Raw genomic sequence first — 25,248 nt, 5'->3', positions numbered from 1 at the left:
ACCGGACCGCTCATGGAAGCTGCAAGTTACCCTGCCTGGGCCCAGCGCCTGATCCAGGATTGCAGCGAGAGCAAACGCCGGGTTGTCGAACACGAACTGTACCAACGCATGCGAGACAACAAACTCAGTGCAAAGACCATGCGCCAATACCTGATCGGTGGCTGGCCGGTGGTCGAACAGTTCGCGTTGTATATGGCACAAAACCTGACCAAGACACGCTTTGCTCGTCATCCCGGCGAAGACATGGCCCGTCGCTGGCTGATGCGTAATATCCGCGTCGAATTGAACCACGCCGATTACTGGGTGCACTGGAGTCGCGCGCACGGTGTCAGCCTGGAAGACCTGCAGGCACAGCAGGTTGCACCGGAGCTTCACGCCTTGAGCCATTGGTGCTGGCACACCAGTTCAGCCGACTCGCTGATCGTTGCGATTGCCGCTACCAACTACGCCATCGAAGGGGCGACCGGGGAATGGTCGGCGGTCGTTTGTTCCAACGGTATCTACGCCGCCTCGTTCCCCGAGGAAGATCGCAAGCGAGCGATGAAGTGGCTGAAGATGCATGCCCAGTACGACGATGCCCATCCATGGGAAGCCCTGGAAATCATCTGTACATTGGCGGGCACCAACCCGAGCAAATCCCTGCAGGTGGAGTTGCGCCAGGCTGTGTGCAAGAGCTACGACTACATGTACCTGTTTCTCGAACGTTGCATGCAGTTGGAGCACGCAGAAAGAGCGCCGGTCGCGCGTGAGCGGATGGCACTGGCCGAGAGCTGATCCAAAGTCTGCTTGAAACAACTGTGGGAGCGAGCAGCCTCGCTCCCACATTATTTTGTGGTCGGCAGTTACCCCGCCATCTCCAACCGGTTACGACCTTCGCGCTTGGCCACATACAGTGCACTGTCTGCCCGTCGCAACAGGCTTTCGGCAGACTCGCCGGGTAACAATGTCGAACAGCCGAGGCTGACCGTCAGCAAGATCGTATGACCATCGGCCAGGTATTCTTCAGACTGCACTGCAAACCGCAGCCGCTCACCGACCATGGCCGCGGCCTCGCGGCTGGTGTTCGACAGCAGGATCAGGAACTCTTCACCGCCATAGCGAAACACCATGTCCACGTTGCGCAGCTGGTTTTTGATCGAGGCAGCGACCGCCTTGAGCACGTCATCGCCTGTGCTGTGGCCGTGGGTATCATTGACTTGCTTGAAATGATCGATGTCCAGCATCAGCACCGATAACGGTTGCAGATGGCGCCGGGATAGCTCGATTTCCCTTTGCAATGTCTGGTCCATGGCGATGCGGTTGCCGGTGCCCGTCAGCGGGTCGCGCAGTGCACTTTGGGTGGCGGTACGGTAAAGCAGCGCGTTGCGCATCGGGAAAAGCAGCGCGGCCAGCAGCGATTCGAGATTGCCCTGTTCCTGTTCGCTGAAACGCTGATTGCGGCGGAAAATCAGCTCACCCAGGTGTTCGCCTTCGTGGCTGAGGCTGTAACTGATGGAATGGTGGCCGCGTTGGCCGAACTCCAGACGCAAGTCACTGCTCTTGTGCAGGTAGCACAAAGCGTCCAGCGGCACCAATCGCTGAATCTCGCGATAGAACGTCCCAAGAATGCGTTGCGGTTCCAGACTGGTTTGCAGCTGCAGGCTCAGTTGCTGGCGCAATTGCGCAAGACTGATAGGCCTTGCCAGAAGAAGCGGTTGCTGACCAAAGCCCAGGCGCTGCAATTTGGCGCTATCGAAGTCAATTGCGTTGGTCTGGGAAGGTGGTTTCATAAGGCGTGCGCCCCTAAGCAGTAAGGCTGTCTTACAAGCAGGGTGAGAGCGGCTTAGGCTGCGCGTCGTACTGGTCCGTCAGTCCCGTAGGACATTTCGTACAAGTTTAATCTGCTTTGTAGAAGATGAGTAATCGCCGCACTCAAGCTTCGTTCCGTCTGCTTTCACGTTGCGTGTCTTAGCAAATTTAGAGCGAAAGTCGTGCCATTCGGTTCATCTTAATAAAATTTGTATTAAATCAACAGGTTGTGCTTCGTCTATTACGTGTGCAGCGCAGTATGTGACGTTTGTTTGACAGGTTCCTGGCGTGTATTCGAGTGCCGCGACAGGAAATCGGCGCGGCACCAAAAAGCGACGTACGGTCGCTACTGGGCGTTGAACGCCTGGCCGTTGATACCGGTGCTGTCCGGGCCCATCAGGTAAAGGTAGACCGGCATGATCTCCTCGGGCGTCGGGTTGTTCAGCGGATTTTCACCCGGGTAAGCCTGGGCGCGCATGCTGGTGCGGGTAGCGCCCGGGTTGATGCTGTTGGAGCGTACCGGGGCCACGGTATCGACTTCGTCAGCCAGGGTTTGCATCAGCCCTTCAGTGGCGAATTTGGAGACGCCGTAAGCGCCCCAGTACGCACGTCCCTTGCGGCCGACGCTGCTGGACGTGAACACCACCGAGGCATCTTGCGACAGCTTGAGCAGCGGCAGCAGAGTGCTGGTGAGCATGAACATGGCATTGACGTTGACTTGCATGACCCGCATGAAGTTTTCGCCGGACAGCTGCTCGATCGGCGTGCGCGGGCCGATGATCGAAGCATTGTGCAGCAGGCCGTCGAGATGCCCGAATTCGCTTTCGATCATCGCCGCCAGCTCATCGTATTGATGGGGCAGGGCGGTTTCGAGATTGAACGGGATCACCGCCGGTTGTGGATGGCCGGCGGCTTCGATTTCGTCGTAGACCTGGGTCAGGTTGGCTTCGGTCTTGCCCAGCAGCAGCACGGTTGCGCCGTGTGCCGCGTAGGCTTTTGCCGCTGCGGCGCCAATGCCACGTCCTGCGCCGGTGACCAGAATGACCCGATCCTTGAGCAGTTCGGGGCGGGCGGAATAATCAAACATAAAAAACCTCAATCCATAACAAAGCTGGAAAAGATCGCAGCCTGCGGCAGCTCCTACGTCGATCGCGGTCCCCTGTAGGAGCTGCCGCAGGCTGCGATCTCTTGACTTTAATCAGCAGCTGCAAAGCGCACTATCGAGCACCTTGCGCAACTCCAGCGGATGATCAACCACCACATCCGCACCCCAATGCCGCGGATTATCATCCGGGTGGATATAGCCGAAAGTCACGGCGGCAGTCTTGGTGCCAGCATCGCGGCCCGACTCGATGTCGCGCAGGTCATCGCCGACGAACAGCACGCTGGCCGGATCGAGATCGAGCATCTTGCAGGCGAGGATCAGCGGCTCGGGATCCGGTTTGCTGTTCTTCACATGATCCGGGCAGATCAGCAGCGCCGAGCGTTCAGCCAGCCCCAGCTGTTGCATGATCGGCTCGGCGAAGCGCAGCGGCTTGTTGGTGACCACGCCCCAGACCAGGTTGGCCTTCTCGATGTCCGCCAGCAGTTCGCCCATGCCGTCGAACAGCTTGCTGTGAACGGCACAACCGACGAGGTAGCGCTCCAGAAACTCCAGGCGCAGTTCCTCGAACCCCGGCGATTCCGGGTCCATGGCGAAGGTCACCGCGACCATCGCCTTGGCGCCGCCGGAAATCTCGTCGCGAATGTGCTTGTCGTTCATCGGTGGCAAGCCACGGTCGGCACGCATCGCCTGACAGATCGCAATGAAGTCCGGCGCGGTGTCGAGCAGAGTGCCGTCCATGTCGAAAAGAACTGCTCTGATTGGCATCGGCTTACTCCTCGCGCAGGGTCTGGATCATGTAGTTGACGTCCACGTCGGCCGCCAGTTTGTAGTGCTTGGTCAGCGGGTTGTAGGTCAGGCCGATGATGTCCTTGACGGTCAGGCCGGCCATGCGGCTCCAGGCGCCAAGTTCGGAGGGGCGGATGAATTTCTTGAAGTCGTGGGTGCCGCGCGGCAGCAGCTTCATGATGTATTCGGCGCCGACGATGGCGAACAGGTACGCCTTCGGGTTGCGGTTGATGGTGGAGAAGAACACCTGGCCGCCGGGCTTGACCATGCGGAAGCAGGCGCGGATGACCGACGACGGGTCCGGCACGTGCTCAAGCATTTCAAGGCAGGTGACCACGTCGAACTGCTCCGGCATTTCCTCGGCCAGGGCTTCGGCGGTGATCTGTCGGTACTCGACGCTCACGCCCGACTCCAGCTGATGCAACTGGGCAACCGCCAACGGCGCTTCGCCCATGTCGATACCCATCACGGTCGCACCGCGTTGGGCCATGGCTTCGCTGAGGATGCCACCGCCGCAACCGACGTCGAGGACTTTTTTACCGGCCAGGTTGACCCGCTCGTCAATCCAGTTGACCCGCAGCGGGTTGATGTCGTGCAGCGGTTTGAATTCGCTTTCGCGGTCCCACCAGCGATGAGCCAGGGCCTCGAATTTGGCGATTTCGGCGTAGTCGACGTTGCTCATGGTCTAGTCCTCTAAAACTTGAAAAATCCTGTTGCCCCGGATTGCGTTCCAGGGTGCTTACGATTCGGTGCGGCCGCTGATGCGCTGGCCCCAGGCCCTCGCGACAGCGCCAAGCTGTTGTTCATCCAGGCGTGTCAGGCGACGGTCGTCGAGCAACTGCTTGCCGGCAACCCAAAGGTGTTTCACGCAGTCGCGGCCGGTGGCATATATAAGCTGCGAAACCGGTTCGTAGACCGGTTGCTGGGCCAGGCCGGAGAGGTCGAAAGCCACCATGTCCGCGGCCTTGCCGATTTCCAGCGAACCGACTTCGGCCTCGATACCCAGTGCCCGGGCGCCATTGAGGGTGGCCATGCGCAAGGCACGATGGGCATCCAGCGCGGTGGCCGAGCCGGCGACAGCCTTGGCCAGCAGGGCCGCGGTGCGGGTTTCGCCGAGCAGGTCCAGGTCATTGTTGCTGGCCGCGCCATCGGTGCCGACCGCAACATTGACCCCGGCCTGCCACAAACGCTCGACCGGGCAGAACCCGCTGGCCAGCTTCAGGTTCGACTCCGGGCAATGAATCACATTGCTGTTGCTTTCTACCAGCAGCGCCAGGTCTTCTTCGCTGATCTGGGTCATGTGAACCGCCTGGAAGCGCGGCCCCAGCAAACCCAGGCGCGCCAGTCGGGCCAGTGGTCGTTCACCGCGCTGCTCGACCGATTGTTGTACTTCGAAGGCGGTTTCATGCACGTGCATGTGGATCGAAGCGTCCAGTTCCTCGGCGATCATCCGGATTTTTTCCAGGTTTTCGTCGCCTACGGTGTAGGGTGCATGGGGGCCGAAGGTGATTTTGATGCGTTCGTGGTGCTTGAGATCGCCAAACAGTTCAACGCCCTGACGAATGGCTTCGTCCGCCGTGGCGGCCCCCGGAATCGGGAAGTCGAGGATCGGAATCGCGATTTGCGCGCGAATGCCGCTGTTGTGCACGCGCTCGCTGGCAACCTTCGGGAAGAAGTACATGTCAGAGAAACAGGTGATGCCGCCTTTGATTTGCTCGGCGATGGCAAGGTCGGTACCGTCGCGCACGAAAGCTTCATCGACCCATTTGGCCTCGGCGGGCCAGATATGGTTTTCCAGCCAGGTCATCAATGGCAGATCATCGGCCAGGCCACGGAACAGCGTCATCGCCGCGTGCCCGTGGGCATTGATCAGGCCGGGGCTGAGCAGCATGTCGGGCAATTCGCGGGTTTCGGTTGCGTTAAGCTTCAGCGCGGCGGAACGTGGGCCGATAAACACGATGCGTCCATCACGGATGCCCACGCCATGTTCCTTGAGGACAACACCAACGGGTTCGACGGGTACCAGCCAGGTCGGCAGCAATAACAGGTCGAGCGCAGCGGCAGTGTTCGGCATCGAGGGTCGGTTCCAGTGCTTTTGTATAGGATTGCGAAGTATACCCGAGCGTCTTCGCGGGGGGATCGCTATAATCGGCGGCTTTTGTTCATGAGTGCGGGGTGAGGGATGCGCGATCGACTGTTGGCTGCGGAAAAGGTAAAGGCCATCGATTGGCGTGATGGCGCTCTCCATCTGCTGGATCAGCGTATTTTGCCGTTCGAGGAAACCTGGATTGCCTACACCAGCGCTGCTGGCGTGGCCGAGGCCATTCGCTCGATGGTGGTGCGTGGCGCGCCGGCCATCGGCATTAGCGCAGCCTATGGCATCGTACTGGCGGCCCGCGCCCGGATTGCCGAAGGTGGCGACTGGTACGCTGCGCTGGAAGAGGATTTCATGCTGTTGGCCGATTCCCGTCCTACTGCGGTCAACCTGTTCTGGGCGCTGGGGCGCATGCACGACCGGCTTGATCGCCTGAAGGACAATGCCGATCCGCTGGAGGTGCTGGAGGCCGAGGCCATCGCCATTCATGAAAGTGATCGCGAAGCCAACTTGACCATGGCCCAGCTGGGTGTGGACCTGATCCGCAAGCATCAGGGCAACGCCCAGGCGATCCTCACCCACTGCAACACCGGCGCGCTGGCCACGGGCGGCTTTGGCACCGCGCTGGGGGTGATTCGTGGTGCGTTCCTCGAAGGTATGGTCGAGCAGGTATATGTCGACGAAACCCGCCCATGGCTGCAGGGCTCGCGGCTGACCGCGTGGGAACTGGCCAATGAAGGCATTCCCGTGACCCTCAATGTCGATTCCGCCGCGGCGCATATCATGAAGACCAAAGGCCCCACCTGGGTCATCGTCGGCGCTGACCGGATCACCGCCAATGGCGATGTGGCCAACAAGATCGGCACCTATCAGCTGGCCGTCAACGCCATGCACCACGGCGTGCGCTTCATGGTGGTGGCGCCGAGTTCGACCATCGACATGAACCTGGCCAGTGGCGATGACATTCCGATTGAAGAGCGTGATGGTCGCGAGTTGCTGGAGGTCGGTGGCAAGCGCGTCGGGGCCGACGTCAATGCCTTCAACCCGGTGTTCGACGTGACGCCGGCGGATCTGATCGATGCGATCGTCACTGAAAAAGGCATCGTCGAGCGCCCGGATACCGCGAAGATGGCGCAGTTGATGTGCCGCAAACGTCTGCATTAAATCATTCGGGTTGCACGAAATCCCTGTAGGAGCTGCCGAAGGCTGCGATCTTTTGATCTTCCCGGCATAAGTCGGTAACGGTCCCGAAAAGATCGCAGCCTTCGGCAGCTCCTACAGGTCGGTGTTTACAAGTGAAAAATACGGTTGAATGCCGGTTGATCACACCTCTAAGCCCCTCTCGTCCCCTTCAAGCCTGTCACCGGTCAACTAACTACTCTCCATGCGCGTCTGGGGGATAGGTGCGTGGCGGCTCTTGTGATAACATCCGGCGGTTTCCAAGGTTGCCCCGCGGGGTGATCTTTACTGCGCAGATCCATGGCATAACTCGTTGATTTGTCGTAAGCCAATGCATGGCACTGAGCCTGCAGCGGCGAGCTTCGTTGGTCCTGACGAAGTTTCACCAGAAAAAGGAATCAGGCTTCTCATGGGCGAACTGGCCAAAGAAATCCTCCCGGTCAATATCGAAGACGAGCTGAAGCAGTCCTACCTCGACTACGCGATGAGCGTAATTGTCGGGCGGGCACTGCCGGATGCGCGCGATGGCTTGAAGCCCGTGCACCGGCGCGTGCTGTTCGCGATGAGCGAGCTGGGCAACGACTTCAACAAGCCGTACAAGAAATCTGCCCGTGTTGTCGGTGACGTGATCGGTAAGTATCACCCGCACGGTGATACCGCGGTGTACGACACCATCGTTCGGATGGCACAGCCATTCTCCCTGCGCTACCTGCTGGTAGACGGCCAGGGCAACTTCGGTTCGGTGGACGGCGACAACGCCGCGGCCATGCGATACACCGAAGTGCGCATGACCAAGCTGGCGCACGAGCTGCTGGCTGACCTGCATAAAGAAACCGTGGACTGGGTGCCGAACTACGACGGCACCGAAATGATTCCGGCGGTCATGCCGACCCGTATTCCCAACCTGCTGGTCAACGGCTCCAGCGGTATCGCCGTAGGCATGGCGACCAACATTCCGCCGCACAACCTCGGTGAAGTCATCGACGGTTGCCTGGCACTCATCGACAACCCTGAGCTGACCGTCGACGAGCTGATGCAATACATCCCCGGTCCGGACTTCCCGACCGCCGCGATCATCAACGGTCGCGCCGGCATCATCGAAGCCTACCGCACCGGTCGCGGGCGCATTTACATGCGCGCCCGCTCGATGATCGAAGACATCGACAAGGTCGGTGGCCGCCAGCAGATCGTCATCACCGAACTCCCTTACCAGCTGAACAAGGCGCGTCTGATCGAGAAGATCGCCGAGCTGGTCAAAGAGAAGAAGCTTGAAGGCATCACCGAACTGCGCGACGAGTCCGACAAGGACGGTATGCGCGTCGTGATCGAGCTGCGTCGCGGCGAAGTGCCTGAGGTCATCCTCAACAACCTCTACGCCCAGACCCAGCTGCAAGCGGTGTTCGGTATCAACATCGTCGCGCTGATCGACGGCCGTCCGCGGATCCTGAACCTCAAGGACCTGCTGGAAGCCTTCGTCCGTCACCGCCGCGAAGTGGTGACCCGTCGTACCGTGTTCGAACTGCGCAAGGCGCGCGAGCGTGGTCATATCCTTGAAGGTCAAGCGGTTGCCCTGTCGAACATCGACCCGGTCATCGCCCTGATCAAGGCGTCGCCAACGCCGTCGGAAGCCAAGGAAGCGCTGATCAGCACGCCTTGGGAGTCCTCGGCCGTGGTGGCGATGGTTGAACGTGCCGGCGCCGATTCGTGCCGTCCGGAAAACCTCGATCCGCAATACGGTTTGCGCGACGGCAAGTACTTCCTGTCGCCAGAACAGGCGCAAGCCATTCTGGAACTGCGTCTGCACCGCCTGACCGGTCTGGAACACGAAAAACTGCTGGCCGAGTATCAAGAGATCCTCAACCAGATCGGCGAGCTGATCCGCATCCTCAACAGCGCCACGCGCCTGATGGAAGTGATCCGCGAAGAGCTGGAAGTGATTCGCGCCGAATACGGCGACGTGCGTCGTACTGAAATCCTCGATGCCCGTCTCGACCTGACCCTGGGTGACATGATCCCGGAAGAAGAGCGCGTCGTGACCATTTCCCACGGTGGCTACGCCAAGACCCAGCCGCTGGCTGCGTACCAGGCCCAGCGTCGTGGCGGTAAAGGCAAGTCGGCGACCGGCGTCAAGGATGAGGACTACATCGCTCACCTGCTGGTTGCCAACAGCCACACCACGCTGCTGCTGTTCTCCAGCAAGGGCAAGGTGTACTGGCTGAAAACCTACGAAATCCCTGAAGCGTCACGTGCTGCCCGTGGTCGTCCGCTGGTCAACCTGCTGCCGCTGGATGACGGTGAATACATCACCACCATGCTGCCGGTCGAGGAGTACACCGAAGGTCACTACATCTTCATGGCCACCGCCAACGGCACCGTGAAGAAGACCCCGCTGGAATCCTTCAGCCGTCAACGCAGCGTCGGCCTGATCGCGCTGGAGCTGGACGAAGGCGACGTGCTGATTTCCGCGGCCATCACCGATGGCGAGCGCGAAGTGATGCTGTTCTCCGATGGCGGCAAAGTGACGCGCTTCAAGGAATCCGACGTTCGCGCCATGGGCCGTACCGCCCGCGGTGTGCGCGGCATGCGTCTGCCGGAAGGCCAGAAGCTGATTTCCATGCTGATCCCGGAAGAAGGCAGCCAGATCCTCACAGCTTCGGCGCGTGGCTACGGCAAGCGCACGGCGATCACCGAGTTCCCTGAGTACAAGCGTGGCGGCCAGGGCGTTATTGCCATGGTCAGCAACGAGCGTAACGGCCGTCTGGTCGGTGCGGTCCAGGTGCTCGACGGCGAGGAAATCATGCTGATTTCCGACCAGGGCACTCTGGTGCGCACCCGTGTCGACGAAGTGTCCAGCCTGGGTCGTAACACCCAGGGCGTGACCCTGATCAAACTGGCCAACGATGAAACGCTGGTCGGTCTGGAGCGGGTTCAGGAGCCGTCGGAAGTCGAAGGCGAAGAGCTGGAAGGTGAAGAGGGTGAAGGGTTTGTCGGTGAAGTCGTGATCGACGACGTTGCCGAAGACCAGCAACTCGACGCCGCCGCTGACGAAGAACCACAGGAATAAGCGGGTAAGCAGGGGGCGGATGAAAATTCGCCCCCTTGTTGTTTGTCCTCTAGGAACTGTGGAATTGATTTTAATGTAGGAGCTGTCGAGCGAAGCGAGGCTGCGATCTCTTGATCTGGCTCTTGCTTTCATTTGGCATCAAAAGATCGCAGCCTCGCTCTGCTCGACAGCTCCTACAGATTTATTGCGTGATACCACCAAATCAGAGCGAGATTGGATGTGAGCAAGAGAGCCTATAACTTCTGTGCCGGTCCTGCGGCGCTTCCCGAAGCTGTCCTGCAGCGCGCCCAGGGTGAACTCCTCGACTGGCACGGCAAGGGTCTGTCGGTCATGGAAATGAGCCATCGCAGCGATGAGTTCGTGTCCATCGCCACCAAGGCCGAGCAGGATCTGCGTGATCTGCTGGATATCCCCTCGAACTATAAAGTGCTGTTTCTGCAAGGTGGCGCCAGCCAGCAATTTGCTCAGATTCCTCTGAACCTGTTGCCGGAAAACGGCTCGGCCGACTATATCGACACCGGTATCTGGTCGCAGAAAGCCATCGAAGAAGCTTCGCGCTACGGCCACGTCAATGTTGCCGGCACCGCCAGGCCATACGACTATTTCGCCATTCCCGGCCAGAACGAGTGGAAGCTGTCGAAAGACGCGGCCTACGTTCACTACGCGCCGAACGAAACCATCGGCGGCCTGGAATTCCAGTGGATTCCGGAAACCGGTGATGTTCCGCTGGTCGCCGACATGTCCTCGGACATCCTGTCGCGCCCGGTGGATGTTTCACGTTTCGGCATGATCTACGCCGGCGCCCAGAAAAACATTGGCCCGAGCGGTATCGTCGTCAACATCGTTCGCGAAGACCTGCTGGGCAAGGCCCGCTCCCTGTGCCCGACTATGCTCAACTACAAGGTCGCGGCCGATAACGGTTCGATGTACAACACCCCGCCGACCCTGGCCTGGTACTTGTCTGGCCTGGTATTCGAGTGGCTCAAGGAGCAGGGCGGCGTCGAGGCCATCGGCAAGCTCAACGAAGTCAAGCAGCGCACGCTGTATGGCTTCATCGATGCCAGCGGCCTGTACAGCAACCCGATCAACAAGTCGGACCGCTCGTGGATGAACGTGCCGTTCCGCCTGGCTGATGATCGTCTGGACAAGCCGTTCCTGGCCGGTGCCGACGAGCGTGGCCTGTTGAACCTCAAGGGGCACCGTTCCGTGGGGGGCATGCGCGCCTCCATCTATAACGCCGTCGACATCAACGCCGTCAATGCGCTGATTTCTTACATGGCAGAGTTCGAGAAGGAACACGGCTAATGTCTGAGCAAGAACTCAAGGCACTGCGCCTGCGCATTGATGCCCTGGACGAAAAGGTCCTGGAGCTGATCAGTGAGCGTGCGCGCTGCGCCCAGGAAGTCGCGCGAGTAAAGATGGCCTCGCTGGCCGAAGGCGAAGTGCCGGTGTTCTATCGTCCTGAGCGAGAAGCTCAGGTGCTCAAGCGTGTCATGCAGCGTAACCAGGGGCCGTTGGGCAACGAAGAGATGGCGCGGTTGTTCCGCGAAATCATGTCTTCGTGCCTGGCGCTCGAGCAGCCGCTGAAAGTGGCTTACCTCGGCCCTGAAGGTACTTTCACCCAGGCGGCGGCCATGAAGCACTTCGGCCACGCCGTGATCAGCAAGCCGATGGCGGCGATCGACGAAGTGTTCCGTGAAGTGGCGGCGGGGGCGGTGAATTTTGGCGTGGTGCCGGTGGAGAACTCCACGGAAGGCGCGGTCAATCACACCCTCGACAGCTTCCTTGAGCACGACATGGTGATCTGCGGCGAAGTCGAACTGCGTATCCACCATCACCTGTTGGTCGGTGAAAACACCAAGACCGACAGCATCAGCCGTATCTACTCCCACGCCCAGTCCCTGGCCCAGTGCCGCAAGTGGCTGGACGCCCATTACCCGAATGTCGAGCGCGTGGCGGTGTCCAGCAACGCCGAAGCGGCCAAGCGGGTCAAGGGTGAGTGGAACTCGGCGGCGATTGCCGGCGACATGGCGGCCGGCCTGTATGGCTTGACCCGTCTGGCCGAAAAAATCGAGGACCGTCCGGATAACTCCACGCGCTTCCTGATGATCGGTAATCAGGAAGTGCCGCCGACTGGCGACGACAAGACATCGATCATCGTCTCCATGAGCAACAAACCGGGTGCGCTGCACGAGTTGCTGGTGCCGTTCCACGACAATGGCATCGACCTGACGCGAATCGAGACTCGTCCGTCGCGCAGCGGCAAGTGGACCTACGTGTTCTTCATCGACTTCGTCGGCCACCACCGCGACCCACTGGTCAAAAGTGTGCTGGAAAAGATCAGTCAGGAAGCAGTGGCACTCAAAGTGCTGGGTTCCTACCCGAAAGCAGTTCTCTAAGGGGCGGTAGCAAATGAGTGGCAATTTCCTCGCTCTGGCACAGCCGGGCGTGCAACAACTTTCGCCTTATGTTCCGGGCAAACCCGTGGACGAACTGGCTCGCGAGCTCAAACTCGATCCAGCCAGCATCGTCAAACTGGCGAGCAACGAAAACCCGCTGGGCGCCGGCCCCAAGGCGCTGGCGGCCATCCGCGATGCGCTGGTCGAGCTGACCCGCTATCCGGACGGCAACGGTTTTGCGCTCAAGACCCTGCTGGCCGAGCAGTGCCGTGTCGAGCTGAATCAAGTGACGCTGGGTAATGGCTCCAACGACATTCTTGAGCTGGTGGCGCGCGCCTATCTGGCGCCGGGCCTGAATGCCGTGTTCAGCGAGCATGCGTTCGCTGTCTACCCGATTGCCACTCAGGCGGTCGGTGCGCAGGCCAAGGTGGTTCCGGCCAAGGACTGGGGGCATGACCTGCCCGCCATGCTGGCGGCGATCGATGCCAATACCCGTGTGGTCTTTATCGCCAACCCGAACAACCCGACCGGGACCTGGTTCGACGCCGAGGCGCTGGACGAATTCCTGCAGGATGTTCCGGAGCATGTGCTGGTGGTGCTGGACGAGGCCTACATCGAGTACGCCGAAGGCAGCGATATGCCGGACGGCCTGGACTTCCTGGCGGCTTATCCGAACCTGCTGGTTTCCCGCACCTTCTCCAAGGCCTATGGCCTGGCTGCACTGCGCGTGGGTTATGGCTTGTCCACGGCGGTGGTCGCGGACGTGCTGAACCGTGTACGCCAGCCGTTCAACGTCAACAGCCTGGCTCTGGCTGCGGCCTGTGCAGCGTTGAAGGATGAAGAGTATCTCGCGCAAAGCCGTCAACTGAATGAGGCCGGCATGCTGCAACTGGAGGCGGGTTTCCGTGAATTGGGGTTGAGCTGGATTCCGTCCAGGGGCAACTTCATTTGCGTGGACCTGGGTCAGGTTGCAGCGCCGGTGTTCCAGGGCTTGCTTCGTGAAGGCGTGATCGTGCGTCCGGTAGCGAACTACGGCATGCCGAATCACCTGCGCGTCACGATTGGTCTGCCGGCAGAGAACAGCCGCTTCCTTGAAGCGCTGACCAAGGTTCTGGCTCGTGGTTGATGTCACTGCGCTGCAATCTGCTGAACCTATGATCGGTCGCCTGGTGGTGGTCGGTCTTGGGTTGATCGGCGGTTCGTTTGCCAAGGGTTTGCGTGAGAGCGGCATATGCCGCGAAGTGGTCGGGGTCGATCTCGATCCGCAATCGCGCAAACTCGCGGTCGAATTGGGTGTGGTGGATCGCTGTGAGGAAGACCTGGGCATTGCTTGTCAGGGGGCCGACGTCATTCAACTGGCGGTGCCGATCCTGGCCATGGAAAAAGTGCTCGCGCGTTTGGCGAGCATGGATCTGGGGCAAGCGATCCTGACCGATGTCGGCAGCGCCAAAGGCAATGTGGTGCGTGCGGCAACCGAGGCGTTCGGCGGCATGCCGGTGCGGTTCGTGCCGGGCCATCCGATTGCCGGTTCCGAGCAGAGCGGCGTGGAAGCCTCCAACGCCGAGCTGTTTCGTCGTCATAAAGTGATCCTCACGCCGCTGGAGCAAACCGATCCGGCAGCCCTGGCGGTAGTCGACCGTTTGTGGCGCGAATTGGGCGCCGATGTCGAGCACATGCAGGTCGAACGTCACGACGAAGTCTTGGCGGCGACCAGTCATCTGCCGCACTTGCTGGCGTTCGGCTTGGTCGATTCGTTGGCCAAGCGCAATGAAAATCTTGAGATCTTCCGTTACGCTGCGGGCGGTTTCCGCGATTTCACAAGAATCGCCGGAAGCGACCCGGTCATGTGGCACGACATCTTCCTCGCCAACCGCGAAGCTGTCCTGCGCACACTCGATACATTTCGCAGTGACCTCGACGCCTTGCGCGACGCGGTCGATGCAGGGGATGGGCACCAATTGTTGGGCGTATTCACTCGCGCCCGGGTTGCCCGCGAGCATTTCAGTAAAATCCTGGCCCGCAGGGCCTATGTGGACGCTATGAATTCCAATGATCTGATTTTCCTGGCTCAACCTGGTGGCCGCCTGTCCGGTCGGATTCGCGTACCAGGTGACAAATCGATTTCCCACCGTTCGATCATGCTCGGTTCCCTGGCTGAAGGTGTCACCGAAGTCGAAGGTTTCCTCGAGGGCGAAGATGCCCTGGCGACCTTGCAGGCATTCCGTGACATGGGCGTCGTGATCGAAGGTCCGCACCACGGTCGCGTGACCATTCACGGTGTTGGCCTGCATGGCCTGAAGCCGGCACCGGGCCCGATCTATCTGGGCAATTCCGGTACTTCGATGCGTTTGCTGTCCGGCCTGCTGGCCGCGCAGAACTTCGACAGCACCCTGACCGGCGACGCTTCGCTGTCCAAGCGCCCGATGAATCGCGTGGCCAATCCGCTGCGTGAAATGGGCGCCGTGATCGAAACCGCCGCGGAAGGTCGTCCACCGATGACCATCCGTGGTGGCCACAAGCTCAAGGGTCTGACCTACACCATGCCGATGGCCAGTGCCCAGGTTAAGTCCTGCCTGCTGCTGGCCGGTCTGTATGCCGAAGGCAAGACCACGGTTACCGAGCCTGCTCCGACCCGCGACCATACCGAGCGCATGCTGCGTGGCTTCGGCTACCCGGTAACGGTCAACGGTGCGACCGCATCGGTCGAGTCCGGCAACAAGCTGACCGCGACCCATATTGAAGTCCCAGGTGATATTTCGTCCTCGGCGTTCTTCCTGGTGGCGGCATCGATCGCCGAAGGTTCGGAGCTGGTGCTGGAACACGTTGGCATCAACCCGACCCGTACCGGTGTGATCGACATCCTGCGCCTGATGGGTGCCGACATCACCCTGGAAAACCAGCGTGAAGTGGGTGGCGAACCGGTAGCTGACTTGCGCGTACGTGCAGCTAAACTCAAAGGTATCGAGATTCCCGAGGCGCTGGTTCCGCTGGCGATCGACGAGTTCCCGGTGCTGTTCGTCGCCGCCGCCTGTGCCGAAGGGCGCACCGTGTTGCGTGGCGCCGAAGAGCTGCGGGTCAAGGAGTCGGATCGCATCCAGGTCATGGCGGATGGCTTGCTGGCATTGGGCGTCAAGTGCGAGCCGACCCCGGATGGCATCATCATCGACGGCGGCCAGATCGGCGGCGGTGAAGTGCACGGTCATGGTGATCATCGTATCGCCATGGCGTTCAGCGTTGCTTCGCTGCGCGCCAGTGCCCCGATCCGCATTCATGATTGCGCCAACGTCGCGACGTCCTTCCCGAATTTCCTGGCGCTGTGCGCACAGGTCGGTATTCGCGTGGCACAAGAGGCACAGTCGTGATCAGCATTGCACCGGTCATCACCATCGATGGGCCAAGCGGTTCGGGCAAGGGCACGGTCGCCGGGATTCTGGCCAAGCGCCTGGGCTGGAACCTGCTGGACTCCGGTGCGTTGTACCGATTGCTGGCCTTCGCCGCGCATAACCATGGTGTCGACCTGACCAATGAAGAGCTGCTGAAGAAACTCGCCGCTCATCTGGATGTGCAGTTCATCGCGGCGACGGATGGTCAGTTGCAACGCATCATTCTGGAAGGTGATGAAGTCAGCGATGTCATTCGCACCGAAAGCGTCGGTTCCGGCGCTTCCCAGGTGGCTGCGCTGCCCGCTGTACGCGAGGCGCTGCTGCAGCGCCAGCGAGCCTTTCAGGAGGCGCCGGGCCTTGTGGCGGATGGTCGCGACATGGGCACCGTGGTTTTTCCTGGCGCGCCATTGAAGATTTTTCTGACCGCCAGTGCCGAGGAGCGGGCACGCCGTCGATATTTGCAGTTGAAGGGCAAAGTCGAGGGTGTTAGTCTGTCGAGTCTGCTAGATGAGATACGTGCGCGCGATGAGCGTGACACCCAGCGAGCGGTAGCCCCGCTCAAACCGGCGGCTGACGCCATACAGCTGGATTCCACGGAATTATCCATCGATCAGGTGCTGGAACGCATCATGAGCGAGATCGCCATTCGCGATATCGCCGGGTGACCAAGAGGGCCGCAGGGGACCAGTCATAGTCCTGCGGTGGCTTCTTTTAAATGAAACTAACCCACACCGTCTGGGGTGTGGAGATGGGCGTATTCTTCGCCCTCATCAACAGGAATTAAAATGAGCGAAAGCTTTGCGGAACTCTTTGAAGAAAGCCTAAAAACCCTGAACCTTCAGGCAGGCTCCATCATCACCGGTGTTATCGTTGATATCGATTACCAGGCTCGCTGGGTAACCGTTCACGCTGGCCTGAAGTCTGAAGCACTCATCCCGCTTGAGCAGTTCTACAACGACGCTGGCGAACTGAACATCAACGTCGGTGACGAAGTTCACGTTGCTCTGGACTCGGTTGAAGACGGCTTTGGTGAAACCAAGCTGTCCCGTGAAAAAGCCAAGCGCGCTGAATGCTGGATTGTTCTGGAAGCAGCCTTCGCAGCCGAAGAAGTGGTCAAGGGCGTTATCAACGGTAAGGTTAAAGGCGGCTTCACTGTCGACGTTAACGGCATCCGTGCGTTCCTGCCAGGTTCTCTGGTTGACGTCCGTCCAGTGCGCGACACCACGCACCTGGAAGGCAAAGAGCTGGAATTCAAGGTCATCAAGCTGGACCAGAAGCGCAACAACGTTGTCGTTTCCCGTCGCAGCGTCCTGGAAGCCGAGAACTCCGCCGAGCGCGAAGCTCTGCTGGAATCCCTGCAGGAAGGCCAACAAGTCAAAGGTATCGTCAAGAACCTCACCGATTACGGCGCATTCGTCGATCTGGGTGGCGTCGATGGCCTGCTGCACATTACCGACATGGCCTGGAAGCGTATCAAGCATCCTTCCGAAATCGTCAACGTTGGCGACGAGATCGATGTCAAGGTTCTGAAGTACGATCGCGAGCGCAATCGTGTTTCCCTGGGCCTGAAGCAACTGGGCGAAGATCCATGGGTTGCTATCAAAGCCCGTTACCCAGAAAGCACTCGCGTTACCGCGCGTGTAACCAACCTGACCGACTACGGCTGCTTCGCTGAGCTGGAAGAAGGCGTTGAAGGTCTGGTACACGTTTCCGAAATGGACTGGACCAACAAGAACATCCACCCTTCGAAAGTCGTACAAGTCGGCGACGAAGTGGAAGTCATGGTTCTGGACATCGACGAAGAGCGTCGTCGTATCTCCCTGGGCATCAAGCAGTGCAAATCCAACCCATGGGAAGATTTCTCTGGCCAGTTCAACAAGGGCGATAAAATCTCCGGCACCATCAAGTCGATCACCGATTTCGGTATCTTCATTGGTCTGGACGGCGGCATCGACGGTCTGGTTCACCTGTCCGACATCTCCTGGAACGAAGTGGGCGAAGAAGCCGTTCGCCGCTTCAAGAAGGGCGACGAGCTGGACACCGTTATCCTGTCGGTTGACCCAGAGCGCGAGCGCATCTCCCTGGGTATCAAGCAGCTGGAAAGCGATCCGTTCTCCGAGTACGTTCAAGAGAACGACAAAGGCGCCATCGTTAAAGGCATCGTGAAGGAAGTTGACGCTAAAGGCGCCATCATCACTCTGGCCGACGATATCGAAGCGACTCTGAAAGCCTCTGAAATCAGCCGTGACCGCGTTGAAGACGCGCGCAACGTTCTGAAAGAAGGCGAAGAAGTAGAAGCCAAGATCATCAGCGTTGACCGCAAGAGCCGTGTAATTCAGCTCTCGATCAAGTCGAAAGACGTTGAAGACGAGAAAGAAGCAATCCAGAGCCTGCGCGACAAGCCAGTAGCTACTGACGCTCCTGTGGCCACCACTCTGGGTGACCTGCTGCGTGCACAAATGGAAAAACAGAACTAAGTTCTGGCTTTCTGTAAAAAAGGGCGACTTCGGTCGCCTTTTTTGTGCCTGGATTTTACCTGGGCTGAACAGAGTATTGGCCTGCCGGGGTTTGTTGATGAAATCCAGGGCTCCTCAGGTTGTCTCTTTCTTAGTCGAATCAGTCGTTTATTTGCAGCTAGCCTTATGCCTGAAAGTAAGTGATGGTCAGGCGAGATACCTGGCAGGAGAACGATGGGGTAACTGCTGCACTGTTCAAAATCCTCCGGGTGTGCTGAGGCGCTGTGAAGCGCTGATCTGGTTGCTTGAAAAAGAAGGGGGGGCTATGACTAAGTCGGAGTTGATCGAGCGAATTGTCACCCGTCAGGGGCTGCTCTCATCCAGGGATGTGGAGCAGGCCATCAAGACCTTGCTTGAACAAATGTCCCAATGCCTGGCCACCGGTGATCGTATCGAGATCCGTGGGTTTGGCAGTTTCTCTCTGTGCTATCGCTCCCCGAGGGTGGGGCGCAATTCGAAAACCGGTCGGTCTCAGTCTCGATGGCAAGTTCGTTCCGCATTTCAAGCTGGGTAAGGAAGTGCGTGATCGGCTGAATGAGGATGAGGAGGGTTGCAGTGACGATTAGTTGGTGAGGCAGCCGCCGCTTCAAGCGATTCGTGATCACAGGGTTTGTGTTGTTTGTATCAATTCCATGCCTGCTCTTCGTGCTGGAAAACCAGCAGTTTGTTGTCATCTCCTTTTTAGGTTTTTCTTCACCACAGCTTCAGTTGTCGATTTTTGGCGTTGTTTCATTCTTGGTTGGAATGATTGTGGGGGGGGGGGGCGGTGTTGTGTCTGCTTATGCCTTGAGGGTCAGAAGCAGGGGCGGTAAGTTGAACATTGATTTTATTGGAATTTGTTTCTGGTGTTCAGCAGAGGCAATGATGCGGTATCCTGCGCGCGTTCGTTGAGATGGGAATTCATTGCTGTTTGCGCTTTAGTTGTTAAGGTTTTCTGGCGTAAATGTAGTCGCAATGACAACCTACAGACAATGTGGTATTGGGTATTGACGGTCAAGATCAGGGCGACGTCTCTTGGGAGTCGATGGACGATTACATCGAAGAAATTCGTAGGTGGGATGTTTCTCAGTACTTGCCGGATGATCTGCTCGTAAATATCGAGCGTGGTGCCATGAGCGCGAGCCTCGAAGCCCGGGCACCCTTGCTTGATCATCGAGTCGCGGAACTGGCGTTTTTTTGTCTTCAGAGCAGTTGATCAAAAGTGGCGTCGGGAAGTGGCCGCTTCGCGAACTGCTTAAGAGATACGTACCTACCTCGTTCTTCGATAGACCAAAGGCGGGCTTCTCTATTCCACTGGCGCAATGGTGCGTGGACCACTGAGAGAGTGGGCAGAGGACTTGCTGGCTGAGAAGCGAATCAGGAGTGAGGGCTATTTCGATTGTCAGAAAATTCGCTCAGCGTGGCTCCAGCATCAAAACGGAACGTACGATCGTAGTCTTCATTTGTGGAATATTCTGATGTTCCAATCCTGGCTTGATAAAAATAGTCGCTAATTCAGATTGAGCAAAAGGTTTTCCATGAAGATAGTTTTCAATGCGCTCTCTGCCCGCTTGGGTGGAGGTCAGACATATCTGATTAATCCTTTTCAGTTCGTACCCTTCGACGAGGATCTTGATATCCTCGTGTTTGCCCCTTCGTCACTCAAGCTGCCAGATCACCCAAGGATCCGTCGCGTCGAACCTGCCTGGCCGACAGAAAATCCGCTTGTCAGAGCCTTGTGGGAAAAGTGGGTGTTACCCGGTATCTTGAAGGCTGAAAAGGCTGACCTGCTGTTTTGTCCCGGGGGGGGAGTGGGCACTCGTGCACCAGCCGGTTGCAAGGTTGCGACGATGTTTCGGAACATGATTCCATTTGATTTGCGCGTACGAAAAAGTGTACCGTTCGGGTTGCAACGGATCAGAAATTGGTTGTTGAGCCGCATTATGCTCAAGAGCATGACTGAAGCTGATTTGACGATATTTATTTCAAATTATGCACGAGGGGGCATCGAATCGCTGACCAAGGTTAAAAACGCCGTTACTATCCCTCATGGAATTGGTTCTGTGTTTCGGACACACGGCAAAAGTACTGTTCGCCCGGATTTTTTACCAGGGAGCGAGTACATTTTATATGTGTCGAGATTTGACGTTTACAAGCATGATTTTCAAGTGGTCAGTGCTTACGGGAAACTACCTCAAGAGCTTCGTGAAAGGTTCCCGCTGATTCTAGTCGGGGAAACAAATCTGCCGGAAGCCGAGCGTGTAAAGACTCTGATTTCGACGCTAGGCCTGGAAGGCCAGGTCCTGCTACTTGGCGCTATTCCTTATCAGGAACTTCCTCCTCTGTATCACCACGCGTATCTGAATCTCTTTGCCTCGTCGTGCGAGAACAGCCCGAACATACTTCTTGAAGCGCTCGCTTCAGGTCGGCCAATGATTTGCTCCAATGTTATGCCCATGCCGGAGTTTGGCGCGGACGCAGCATTGTATTTTTCGCCGTTTGACTCCCAAGACATAGCAGACGTATTGATAGAAGCATTAACAAATCCGGAGTTCTTGAAAAAGCTGGCCGTTGCAGCGGTTGCACAAAGTGATAAGTTTGATTGGGAACAAACCTCAAGAAAAACGTGGTCCGAGTTGCTGGCGTTGGCCAAGTTGCGAAAAGCAGGTGTTTGATAAATGAGAGTTCTCGTGGTGTCGCAGTATTTTTGGCCGGAATCATTTATTATCAACGACCTGGTCAAAAGCTTGTCTGCTCAAGGGCATGTCGTAAAAGTTCTTACCGGCAAACCGAACTATCCGGATGGTGTTGTGTTCGACGGCTACCATGCTTCCGGATACCAGGAAGAAAGTTACGAAACGACAGTTGGCGTATGCCGTGCACCGCTTAGACCTCGCGGCTCTTCGGGCGCAAAAAACCTGATACTGAATTATTTGTCTTATATCGTAAATGGGCTGAAATTTTACCCGGCTGCTGTAAAAGGCGAACGTTACGACGCAATTTTTGTGTTTGCACCTTCCCCGATTACGTCGGTCATTCCCGCCATCTATTTGAAATGGAAACTCAAGAGTCATCTGGCTGTATGGGTTCAAGATCTCTGGCCAGAGAGTTTGAGTGCGACGGGATTCATCAGGAATAAATCGCTCTTGCGCGTGGTAGGGTGGATGGTCAGAGGCATTTACGCCTGCGTTGACACTTTACTCGTTCAGTCGAGGGCATTCCGGGAACCGGTTGCTCGCTATGCTGATCCCGGCAAGGTCGTGTATTTCCCAAATTGTTATCAGGATACTCCGCCAGGCTCCGAAGAGACCCGGATTCCTGCATCGCTGCTTGCGGAGCTCGAAAACCATTTCTGTCTCGTTTTTGCTGGCAACCTGGGGACCGCACAATCGGTCGAAACCCTGGTTGAGGTAGCAGACAGGCTTCGCCATCTATCCAATCTCCGAATTGTTCTGGTCGGCAGCGGTAGCATGCTGAGCTGGATCGAAAGCCAGAAAAAATCCCGATCATTGGACAACCTTGTCCTCGCCGGCCGGTATCCGGTAGGTGAAATGCCACATTTTTTCAGTCGTGCCACGGGATTGTTGGTGACGTTGAAGCAAGATGAGGCGTTCTCCTATACCATTCCCAGTAAAGTCCAGGCTTACCTTGCCGCGGGGAGGCCGATTGTCGCCGCGCTGGATGGCGAAGGGGCTCGGGTCATTCAAGAGGCCAATGCAGGCCTGACGAGCCCGGCGCAAGATGCCGAAGGTATGGCCAGGTGCATTGAGCAACTTTTCCACATGAGTTCGGATGAACGGGAGTCATTGGGGCAGTCGGGCAGGGCGTACTACCTCGAGCATTTCGAAATGGAGCGTCAAAGCCAGCGTCTCGTCGAAATCCTCTGTACCAGGATCAATGAATTGAAAGGTAGCTCAAAATGAAAGTACTAGTGTTAGGGGTCACCGGGATGCTGGGTAGCACGGTGTTCAGGCAATTCCATGGAAACCCATGCTATGAGGTGTGGGGCACTTTACGTAACCCAGGTGGCGCAAAACACTTTTCAGACGAAACTCGCAGTTCGTTGATCAGCAATGTTGACGTGCTGGACCAGGACTCGCTGGTTTCGGTGCTGGCACGGGTCAAACCGGATGTCGTCATCAACTGCGTCGGCTTGATCAAGCAGCTGGCCGATGCCAAGGATCCCCTTTCGGCGCTTCCCATCAATGCCATGTTGCCGCATCGCATTGCCAAGTTGTGCGAACTGTCTGGCGCTCGCTTGATTCACATCAGTACCGACTGCGTGTTTTCCGGACGTAAAGGGCTTTACACTGAAGAGGATATCTCCGATGCGGAGGATCTCTACGGCAAGTCCAAGTACATTGGCGAGCTTCATGCCCAGCCGAATGCAGTCACTCTCCGGACTTCAATCATCGGTCACGAACTGGGAAGCCAGTACTCGCTGGTGGATTGGTTTCTATCCCAGAACGGGTCGGTCAAGGGCTACGAAAAGGCCATTTTTTCGGGGCTCCCTACCGTGGAGCTGGCGCGTGTCATTCGAGATTATGTGATCCCGAACCCGGAGCTTAAGGGCCTTTATCATGTATCGGTGGCACCCATTGATAAATTGTCTTTGCTGAAATTGGTGGCAGAAGTTTATGAAAAGGAAATCGATATCGTCGCTGACAGTGATCTTTCTATTAATCGTTCGCTGGACTCATCAAAATTTCAATCCGCGACCGGTTACGTTCCACCTTCATGGTTGGAATTGGTCAAATCAATGCGCGCAACGCGTTGATCATTAAATACAATCAAGTCTTGGATGGTAGTTATGTTTGATAATAAAATTTTGATGATCACGGGCGGCACAGGGTCATTTGGTCATACAGTGTTGAAGCGTTTTCTTGATACAGACGTAAAAGAAATTCGTGTATTCAGCCGCGATGAAAAAAAACAGGAAGATATGCGCATTGCCCTGTCGAACGACAAGGTGAAGTTCTATATCGGTGATGTTCGCGATCGCGATAGCCTTGATCAGGCCATGGTCGGTGTGGATTACATTTTTCACGCTGCCGCATTGAAGCAGGTGCCTTCCTGCGAGTTCTACCCTATGGAAGCCGTGCGTACTAATGTCATCGGCACCGAAAACGTTCTGAATGCGGCGATTGCTTCGGGTGTTAAGCGCGTTGTCGTGCTAAGTACCGACAAGGCTGTTTATCCAATCAATGCCATGGGTATTTCCAAGGCCATGGCTGAAAAACTGATGGTGGCCAGGTCGCGGATGATTCCGGCAGCGGGACCTGTGATCTGCGCAACTCGTTACGGCAATGTCATGGCCTCGCGCGGGTCAGTGATCCCGTTGTTTATCAACCAATTGCAAAATGACGAGCCGCTGACTGTCACTGATCCGAACATGACCCGCTTTCTGATGTCGCTGGAGGACTCTGTCGACCTGGTGCTGCACGCTTTCGAGCATGCCGAGCAAGGCGATATTTTCGTTCAGAAAGCACCTGCCTCGACAGTCGCTGACCTGGCGCAAGCGCTCAAGGAGCTGTTCTCTCGTGACAATACCGTCAAGGTCATTGGCACCCGTCATGGCGAAAAACTCTACGAGTCGCTGATTTCCCGTGAAGAAATGGCCAAAGCCGAAGACATGGGGCGTTACTATCGAATCCCGGCGGACAATCGCGACCTGAACTACAAGAAATTCTTTGTTGAAGGTGAGCAGGAGATTTCCGATCTTGAAGATTACACCTCGCATAATACTGAGCGTCTCGATGTTGAAGGCGTGAAGAAAGTTCTTTTGAATCTGGAATACATTCAGGAGAAACTTGATGCTTAAGGTCATGACGCTGGTCGGCACGCGACCAGAGCTTATCAAGATGAGTCGTGTCATTGCTGAGCTGGATAAGCAGGTCAACCATGTGTTGGTCCACTCCGGCCAAAACTACGACTTCGAATTGAATCAGGTTTTTTTCGACGATCTTGAAATTCGAAAGCCCGATCACTTTCTGGGCGCCGCCGGCGATACGGCTGCCAAGACCATCGCCGAGGTGATTTCCAAGGCGGATGAAGTATTTGAAGTTGAAAAGCCGGACGCGCTTTTACTCTATGGCGATACCAATACCTGTCTTGCAGTCATTGCCGCAAAGCGCCGCAAGATTCCCGTATTCCATATGGAAGCCGGCAATCGCTGTTTTGATCAGCGAGTTCCCGAGGAACTGAATCGCAAGGTGCTCGATCACCTGAGCGATATCAATATGGTGCTGACCGAGCATGCCCGGCGTTATCTGATCGCTGAAGGGATTCGTCCTGAAACCATCATCAAGACCGGTTCGCATATGGAGGAAGTGCTCGACTACTACATGCCGAAAATTCTCACTTCCGACGTGCTGGTTCGAGAGGGGCTGGAGCAGGATAAATTCTTCATCATCAGCGCTCACCGAGAAGAAAACGTCGATACGCCGGAAAACCTCCGGGATTTGCTCAAGACACTGCGAGCCTTGGCCGACGAGTATAAGTTTCCGATCATCGTGTCCACTCACCCCCGCACCCGCAAACGTCTGGAGGCGATAGGCGAATCGTTGGATCACCCGTTGATCCGCTTTTCCAAACCATTCGGTCTGCTTGACTACATCAAGTTGCAGATGTCGGCGTTTTGCGTCCTGTCCGATAGTGGCACCATCACTGAAGAGGCCTCTCTGCTGAACTTGCCTGCCATTACCATCCGTAATGCACATGAGCGTCCGGAGGGGATGGACGAAGGGACACTCATTATGAGTGGCCTGAAAGTGGATGGCGTTCTCAATGCTGTACGTGTGGTGACCAGTCAGCATGATCGTGATCAGCGTGTCATCCCCGTGGTCAGGGATTACCAGGCGGGTCCGGTGTCCAAGCAGGTGGTTCGGGTCGTATTGAGTTACACCGACTACATCAACCGTACTGTCTGGTCGAAACCCTGAGCGGCGTCGAGGT

21 protein-coding genes and 2 pseudogenes are annotated in these 25,248 nt (G+C 57.3%); 18 read left to right on the top strand and 5 right to left on the bottom strand.

Annotated features, from left to right (window positions below; translation table 11 throughout):
• The first annotated feature begins 12 nt into the window (after positions 1 to 12).
• Entirely contained in the window at positions 13 to 774 is a 762-nt protein-coding gene (locus tag AC1D19_RS24075; RefSeq protein WP_477764755.1) for a TenA family transcriptional regulator, read from the top strand.
• 68 nt (positions 775 to 842) lie between these two features.
• Here AC1D19_RS24075 and AC1D19_RS24070 read toward each other — a convergent pair whose 3' ends face one another.
• From AC1D19_RS24070 to AC1D19_RS24050, 5 genes are all read right to left on the bottom strand, one after another.
• Positions 843 to 1,769, bottom strand: coding sequence for a GGDEF domain-containing protein (locus AC1D19_RS24070; RefSeq protein ID WP_477764754.1), 927 nt, complete (start codon positions 1,767 to 1,769; stop codon positions 843 to 845).
• Positions 1,770 to 2,134: 365 nt separating this feature from the next.
• Positions 2,135 to 2,875, bottom strand: a complete 741-nt coding sequence (locus AC1D19_RS24065) for a YciK family oxidoreductase (protein WP_477754607.1) — start codon at positions 2,873 to 2,875, stop codon at positions 2,135 to 2,137.
• A 111-nt stretch (positions 2,876 to 2,986) separates the two neighbouring features.
• Positions 2,987 to 3,658 (bottom strand): N-acetylmuramic acid 6-phosphate phosphatase MupP, encoded by a 672-nt coding sequence (gene mupP, locus AC1D19_RS24060; protein ID WP_150758252.1) that lies wholly within the window; start codon positions 3,656 to 3,658, stop codon positions 2,987 to 2,989.
• A gap of 4 nt (positions 3,659 to 3,662) precedes the next feature.
• Positions 3,663 to 4,361 carry a bifunctional 2-polyprenyl-6-hydroxyphenol methylase/3-demethylubiquinol 3-O-methyltransferase UbiG gene (gene ubiG / locus AC1D19_RS24055; protein WP_046042598.1) on the bottom strand — a complete coding sequence of 233 codons (699 nt, stop codon included), beginning with the start codon at positions 4,359 to 4,361 and terminating at the stop codon, positions 3,663 to 3,665.
• Positions 4,362 to 4,418: 57 nt separating this feature from the next.
• Entirely contained in the window at positions 4,419 to 5,753 is a 1,335-nt protein-coding gene (locus tag AC1D19_RS24050) for a TRZ/ATZ family hydrolase (protein ID WP_477764753.1), read from the bottom strand.
• Positions 5,754 to 5,861: 108 nt separating this feature from the next.
• Between AC1D19_RS24050 and mtnA the strand changes: the two genes are divergently transcribed.
• The 17 genes and pseudogenes from mtnA (at position 5,862) to wecB (ending at position 25,235) form a co-directional block, all read left to right on the top strand.
• Positions 5,862 to 6,938 carry an S-methyl-5-thioribose-1-phosphate isomerase gene (mtnA, locus tag AC1D19_RS24045; protein WP_477764752.1) on the top strand — a complete coding sequence of 359 codons (1,077 nt, stop codon included), beginning with the start codon at positions 5,862 to 5,864 and terminating at the stop codon, positions 6,936 to 6,938.
• 424 nt (positions 6,939 to 7,362) lie between these two features.
• The gene (gene gyrA, locus AC1D19_RS24040; RefSeq protein ID WP_056727165.1) at positions 7,363 to 10,017 is read left to right on the top strand and encodes a DNA gyrase subunit A; all 2,655 of its coding nucleotides are present in this window, start codon (positions 7,363 to 7,365) and stop codon (positions 10,015 to 10,017) included.
• A gap of 219 nt (positions 10,018 to 10,236) precedes the next feature.
• Positions 10,237 to 11,322 carry a 3-phosphoserine/phosphohydroxythreonine transaminase gene (serC, locus tag AC1D19_RS24035; RefSeq protein ID WP_477764751.1) on the top strand — a complete coding sequence of 362 codons (1,086 nt, stop codon included), beginning with the start codon at positions 10,237 to 10,239 and terminating at the stop codon, positions 11,320 to 11,322.
• Positions 11,322 to 12,416 (top strand): prephenate dehydratase, encoded by a 1,095-nt coding sequence (gene pheA, locus AC1D19_RS24030; protein WP_477759896.1) that lies wholly within the window; start codon positions 11,322 to 11,324, stop codon positions 12,414 to 12,416. The genes serC and pheA overlap by 1 nt, the downstream gene beginning before the upstream one ends.
• Before the next feature lie 13 nt (positions 12,417 to 12,429).
• A complete protein-coding gene (hisC, locus tag AC1D19_RS24025) occupies positions 12,430 to 13,542 on the top strand; it encodes a histidinol-phosphate transaminase (protein WP_477764750.1) in 1,113 nt (370 codons plus the stop codon).
• A 28-nt stretch (positions 13,543 to 13,570) separates the two neighbouring features.
• Positions 13,571 to 15,778 carry a bifunctional prephenate dehydrogenase/3-phosphoshikimate 1-carboxyvinyltransferase gene (locus AC1D19_RS24020; protein WP_477759910.1) on the top strand — a complete coding sequence of 736 codons (2,208 nt, stop codon included), beginning with the start codon at positions 13,571 to 13,573 and terminating at the stop codon, positions 15,776 to 15,778.
• A complete protein-coding gene (gene cmk / locus AC1D19_RS24015; protein WP_477764749.1) occupies positions 15,775 to 16,464 on the top strand; it encodes a (d)CMP kinase in 690 nt (229 codons plus the stop codon). Before AC1D19_RS24020 ends, cmk begins: the two co-directional genes overlap by 4 nt.
• Before the next feature lie 120 nt (positions 16,465 to 16,584).
• Positions 16,585 to 18,276 carry a 30S ribosomal protein S1 gene (rpsA, locus tag AC1D19_RS24010; RefSeq protein WP_007973639.1) on the top strand — a complete coding sequence of 564 codons (1,692 nt, stop codon included), beginning with the start codon at positions 16,585 to 16,587 and terminating at the stop codon, positions 18,274 to 18,276.
• Between the two features lie 304 nt (positions 18,277 to 18,580).
• A pseudogene (gene ihfB / locus AC1D19_RS24005) lies at positions 18,581 to 18,881 on the top strand (integration host factor subunit beta).
• A 31-nt stretch (positions 18,882 to 18,912) separates the two neighbouring features.
• Positions 18,913 to 19,206 (top strand): hypothetical protein, encoded by a 294-nt coding sequence (locus tag AC1D19_RS24000; RefSeq protein WP_477764748.1) that lies wholly within the window; start codon positions 18,913 to 18,915, stop codon positions 19,204 to 19,206.
• Positions 19,207 to 19,339: 133 nt separating this feature from the next.
• Positions 19,340 to 19,510, top strand: a complete 171-nt coding sequence (locus tag AC1D19_RS23995) for an asparagine synthase-related protein (RefSeq protein WP_477756919.1) — start codon at positions 19,340 to 19,342, stop codon at positions 19,508 to 19,510.
• Positions 19,492 to 19,808 (top strand): annotated as a pseudogene (locus tag AC1D19_RS23990) (asparagine synthase-related protein). The gene AC1D19_RS23995 and the pseudogene AC1D19_RS23990 overlap by 19 nt, the downstream one beginning before the upstream one ends.
• Before the next feature lie 24 nt (positions 19,809 to 19,832).
• Positions 19,833 to 20,969, top strand: a complete 1,137-nt coding sequence (locus AC1D19_RS23985) for a glycosyltransferase family 4 protein (protein ID WP_477764747.1) — start codon at positions 19,833 to 19,835, stop codon at positions 20,967 to 20,969.
• A 3-nt stretch (positions 20,970 to 20,972) separates the two neighbouring features.
• Positions 20,973 to 22,217, top strand: coding sequence for a glycosyltransferase family 4 protein (locus AC1D19_RS23980; RefSeq protein ID WP_477756752.1), 1,245 nt, complete (start codon positions 20,973 to 20,975; stop codon positions 22,215 to 22,217).
• Complete coding sequence (locus tag AC1D19_RS23975; RefSeq protein WP_477756753.1) at positions 22,214 to 23,071, top strand: dTDP-4-dehydrorhamnose reductase family protein; 858 nt, start codon at positions 22,214 to 22,216, stop codon at positions 23,069 to 23,071. Before AC1D19_RS23980 ends, AC1D19_RS23975 begins: the two co-directional genes overlap by 4 nt.
• Before the next feature lie 33 nt (positions 23,072 to 23,104).
• Positions 23,105 to 24,115, top strand: a complete 1,011-nt coding sequence (locus tag AC1D19_RS23970) for a polysaccharide biosynthesis protein (protein WP_223456234.1) — start codon at positions 23,105 to 23,107, stop codon at positions 24,113 to 24,115.
• The gene (gene wecB, locus AC1D19_RS23965) at positions 24,108 to 25,235 is read left to right on the top strand and encodes a non-hydrolyzing UDP-N-acetylglucosamine 2-epimerase (protein ID WP_477756583.1); all 1,128 of its coding nucleotides are present in this window, start codon (positions 24,108 to 24,110) and stop codon (positions 25,233 to 25,235) included. The genes AC1D19_RS23970 and wecB overlap by 8 nt, the downstream gene beginning before the upstream one ends.
• The last annotated feature ends 13 nt before the right edge of the window (positions 25,236 to 25,248 follow it).

This window comes from Pseudomonas sp. P1_C12 (assembly GCF_056406435.1).
Note: the sequence above shows the minus strand (reverse complement) of the source record. Positions and strands in the feature narration are given on the sequence as shown.

Coding starts and splice junctions, on each gene's coding strand:
- rpsA (WP_007973639.1), top strand. CDS start 16,585: ATGAGCGAAAGCTTTGCGGAACTCTTTGAAGAAAGCCTAAAAACCCTG.
- hisC (WP_477764750.1), top strand. CDS start 12,430: ATGAGTGGCAATTTCCTCGCTCTGGCACAGCCGGGCGTGCAACAACTT.
- wecB (WP_477756583.1), top strand. CDS start 24,108: ATGCTTAAGGTCATGACGCTGGTCGGCACGCGACCAGAGCTTATCAAG.
- AC1D19_RS23985 (WP_477764747.1), top strand. CDS start 19,833: ATGAAGATAGTTTTCAATGCGCTCTCTGCCCGCTTGGGTGGAGGTCAG.
- AC1D19_RS23970 (WP_223456234.1), top strand. CDS start 23,105: ATGTTTGATAATAAAATTTTGATGATCACGGGCGGCACAGGGTCATTT.
- AC1D19_RS23975 (WP_477756753.1), top strand. CDS start 22,214: ATGAAAGTACTAGTGTTAGGGGTCACCGGGATGCTGGGTAGCACGGTG.
- ubiG (WP_046042598.1), bottom strand. CDS start 4,361: ATGAGCAACGTCGACTACGCCGAAATCGCCAAATTCGAGGCCCTGGCT.
- AC1D19_RS24020 (WP_477759910.1), top strand. CDS start 13,571: ATGATCGGTCGCCTGGTGGTGGTCGGTCTTGGGTTGATCGGCGGTTCG.
- AC1D19_RS23995 (WP_477756919.1), top strand. CDS start 19,340: ATGGACGATTACATCGAAGAAATTCGTAGGTGGGATGTTTCTCAGTAC.
- AC1D19_RS24050 (WP_477764753.1), bottom strand. CDS start 5,753: ATGCCGAACACTGCCGCTGCGCTCGACCTGTTATTGCTGCCGACCTGG.
- mupP (WP_150758252.1), bottom strand. CDS start 3,658: ATGCCAATCAGAGCAGTTCTTTTCGACATGGACGGCACTCTGCTCGAC.
- AC1D19_RS24075 (WP_477764755.1), top strand. CDS start 13: ATGGAAGCTGCAAGTTACCCTGCCTGGGCCCAGCGCCTGATCCAGGAT.
- AC1D19_RS24065 (WP_477754607.1), bottom strand. CDS start 2,875: ATGTTTGATTATTCCGCCCGCCCCGAACTGCTCAAGGATCGGGTCATT.
- gyrA (WP_056727165.1), top strand. CDS start 7,363: ATGGGCGAACTGGCCAAAGAAATCCTCCCGGTCAATATCGAAGACGAG.
- pheA (WP_477759896.1), top strand. CDS start 11,322: ATGTCTGAGCAAGAACTCAAGGCACTGCGCCTGCGCATTGATGCCCTG.
- AC1D19_RS24070 (WP_477764754.1), bottom strand. CDS start 1,769: ATGAAACCACCTTCCCAGACCAACGCAATTGACTTCGATAGCGCCAAA.
- mtnA (WP_477764752.1), top strand. CDS start 5,862: ATGCGCGATCGACTGTTGGCTGCGGAAAAGGTAAAGGCCATCGATTGG.
- AC1D19_RS23980 (WP_477756752.1), top strand. CDS start 20,973: ATGAGAGTTCTCGTGGTGTCGCAGTATTTTTGGCCGGAATCATTTATT.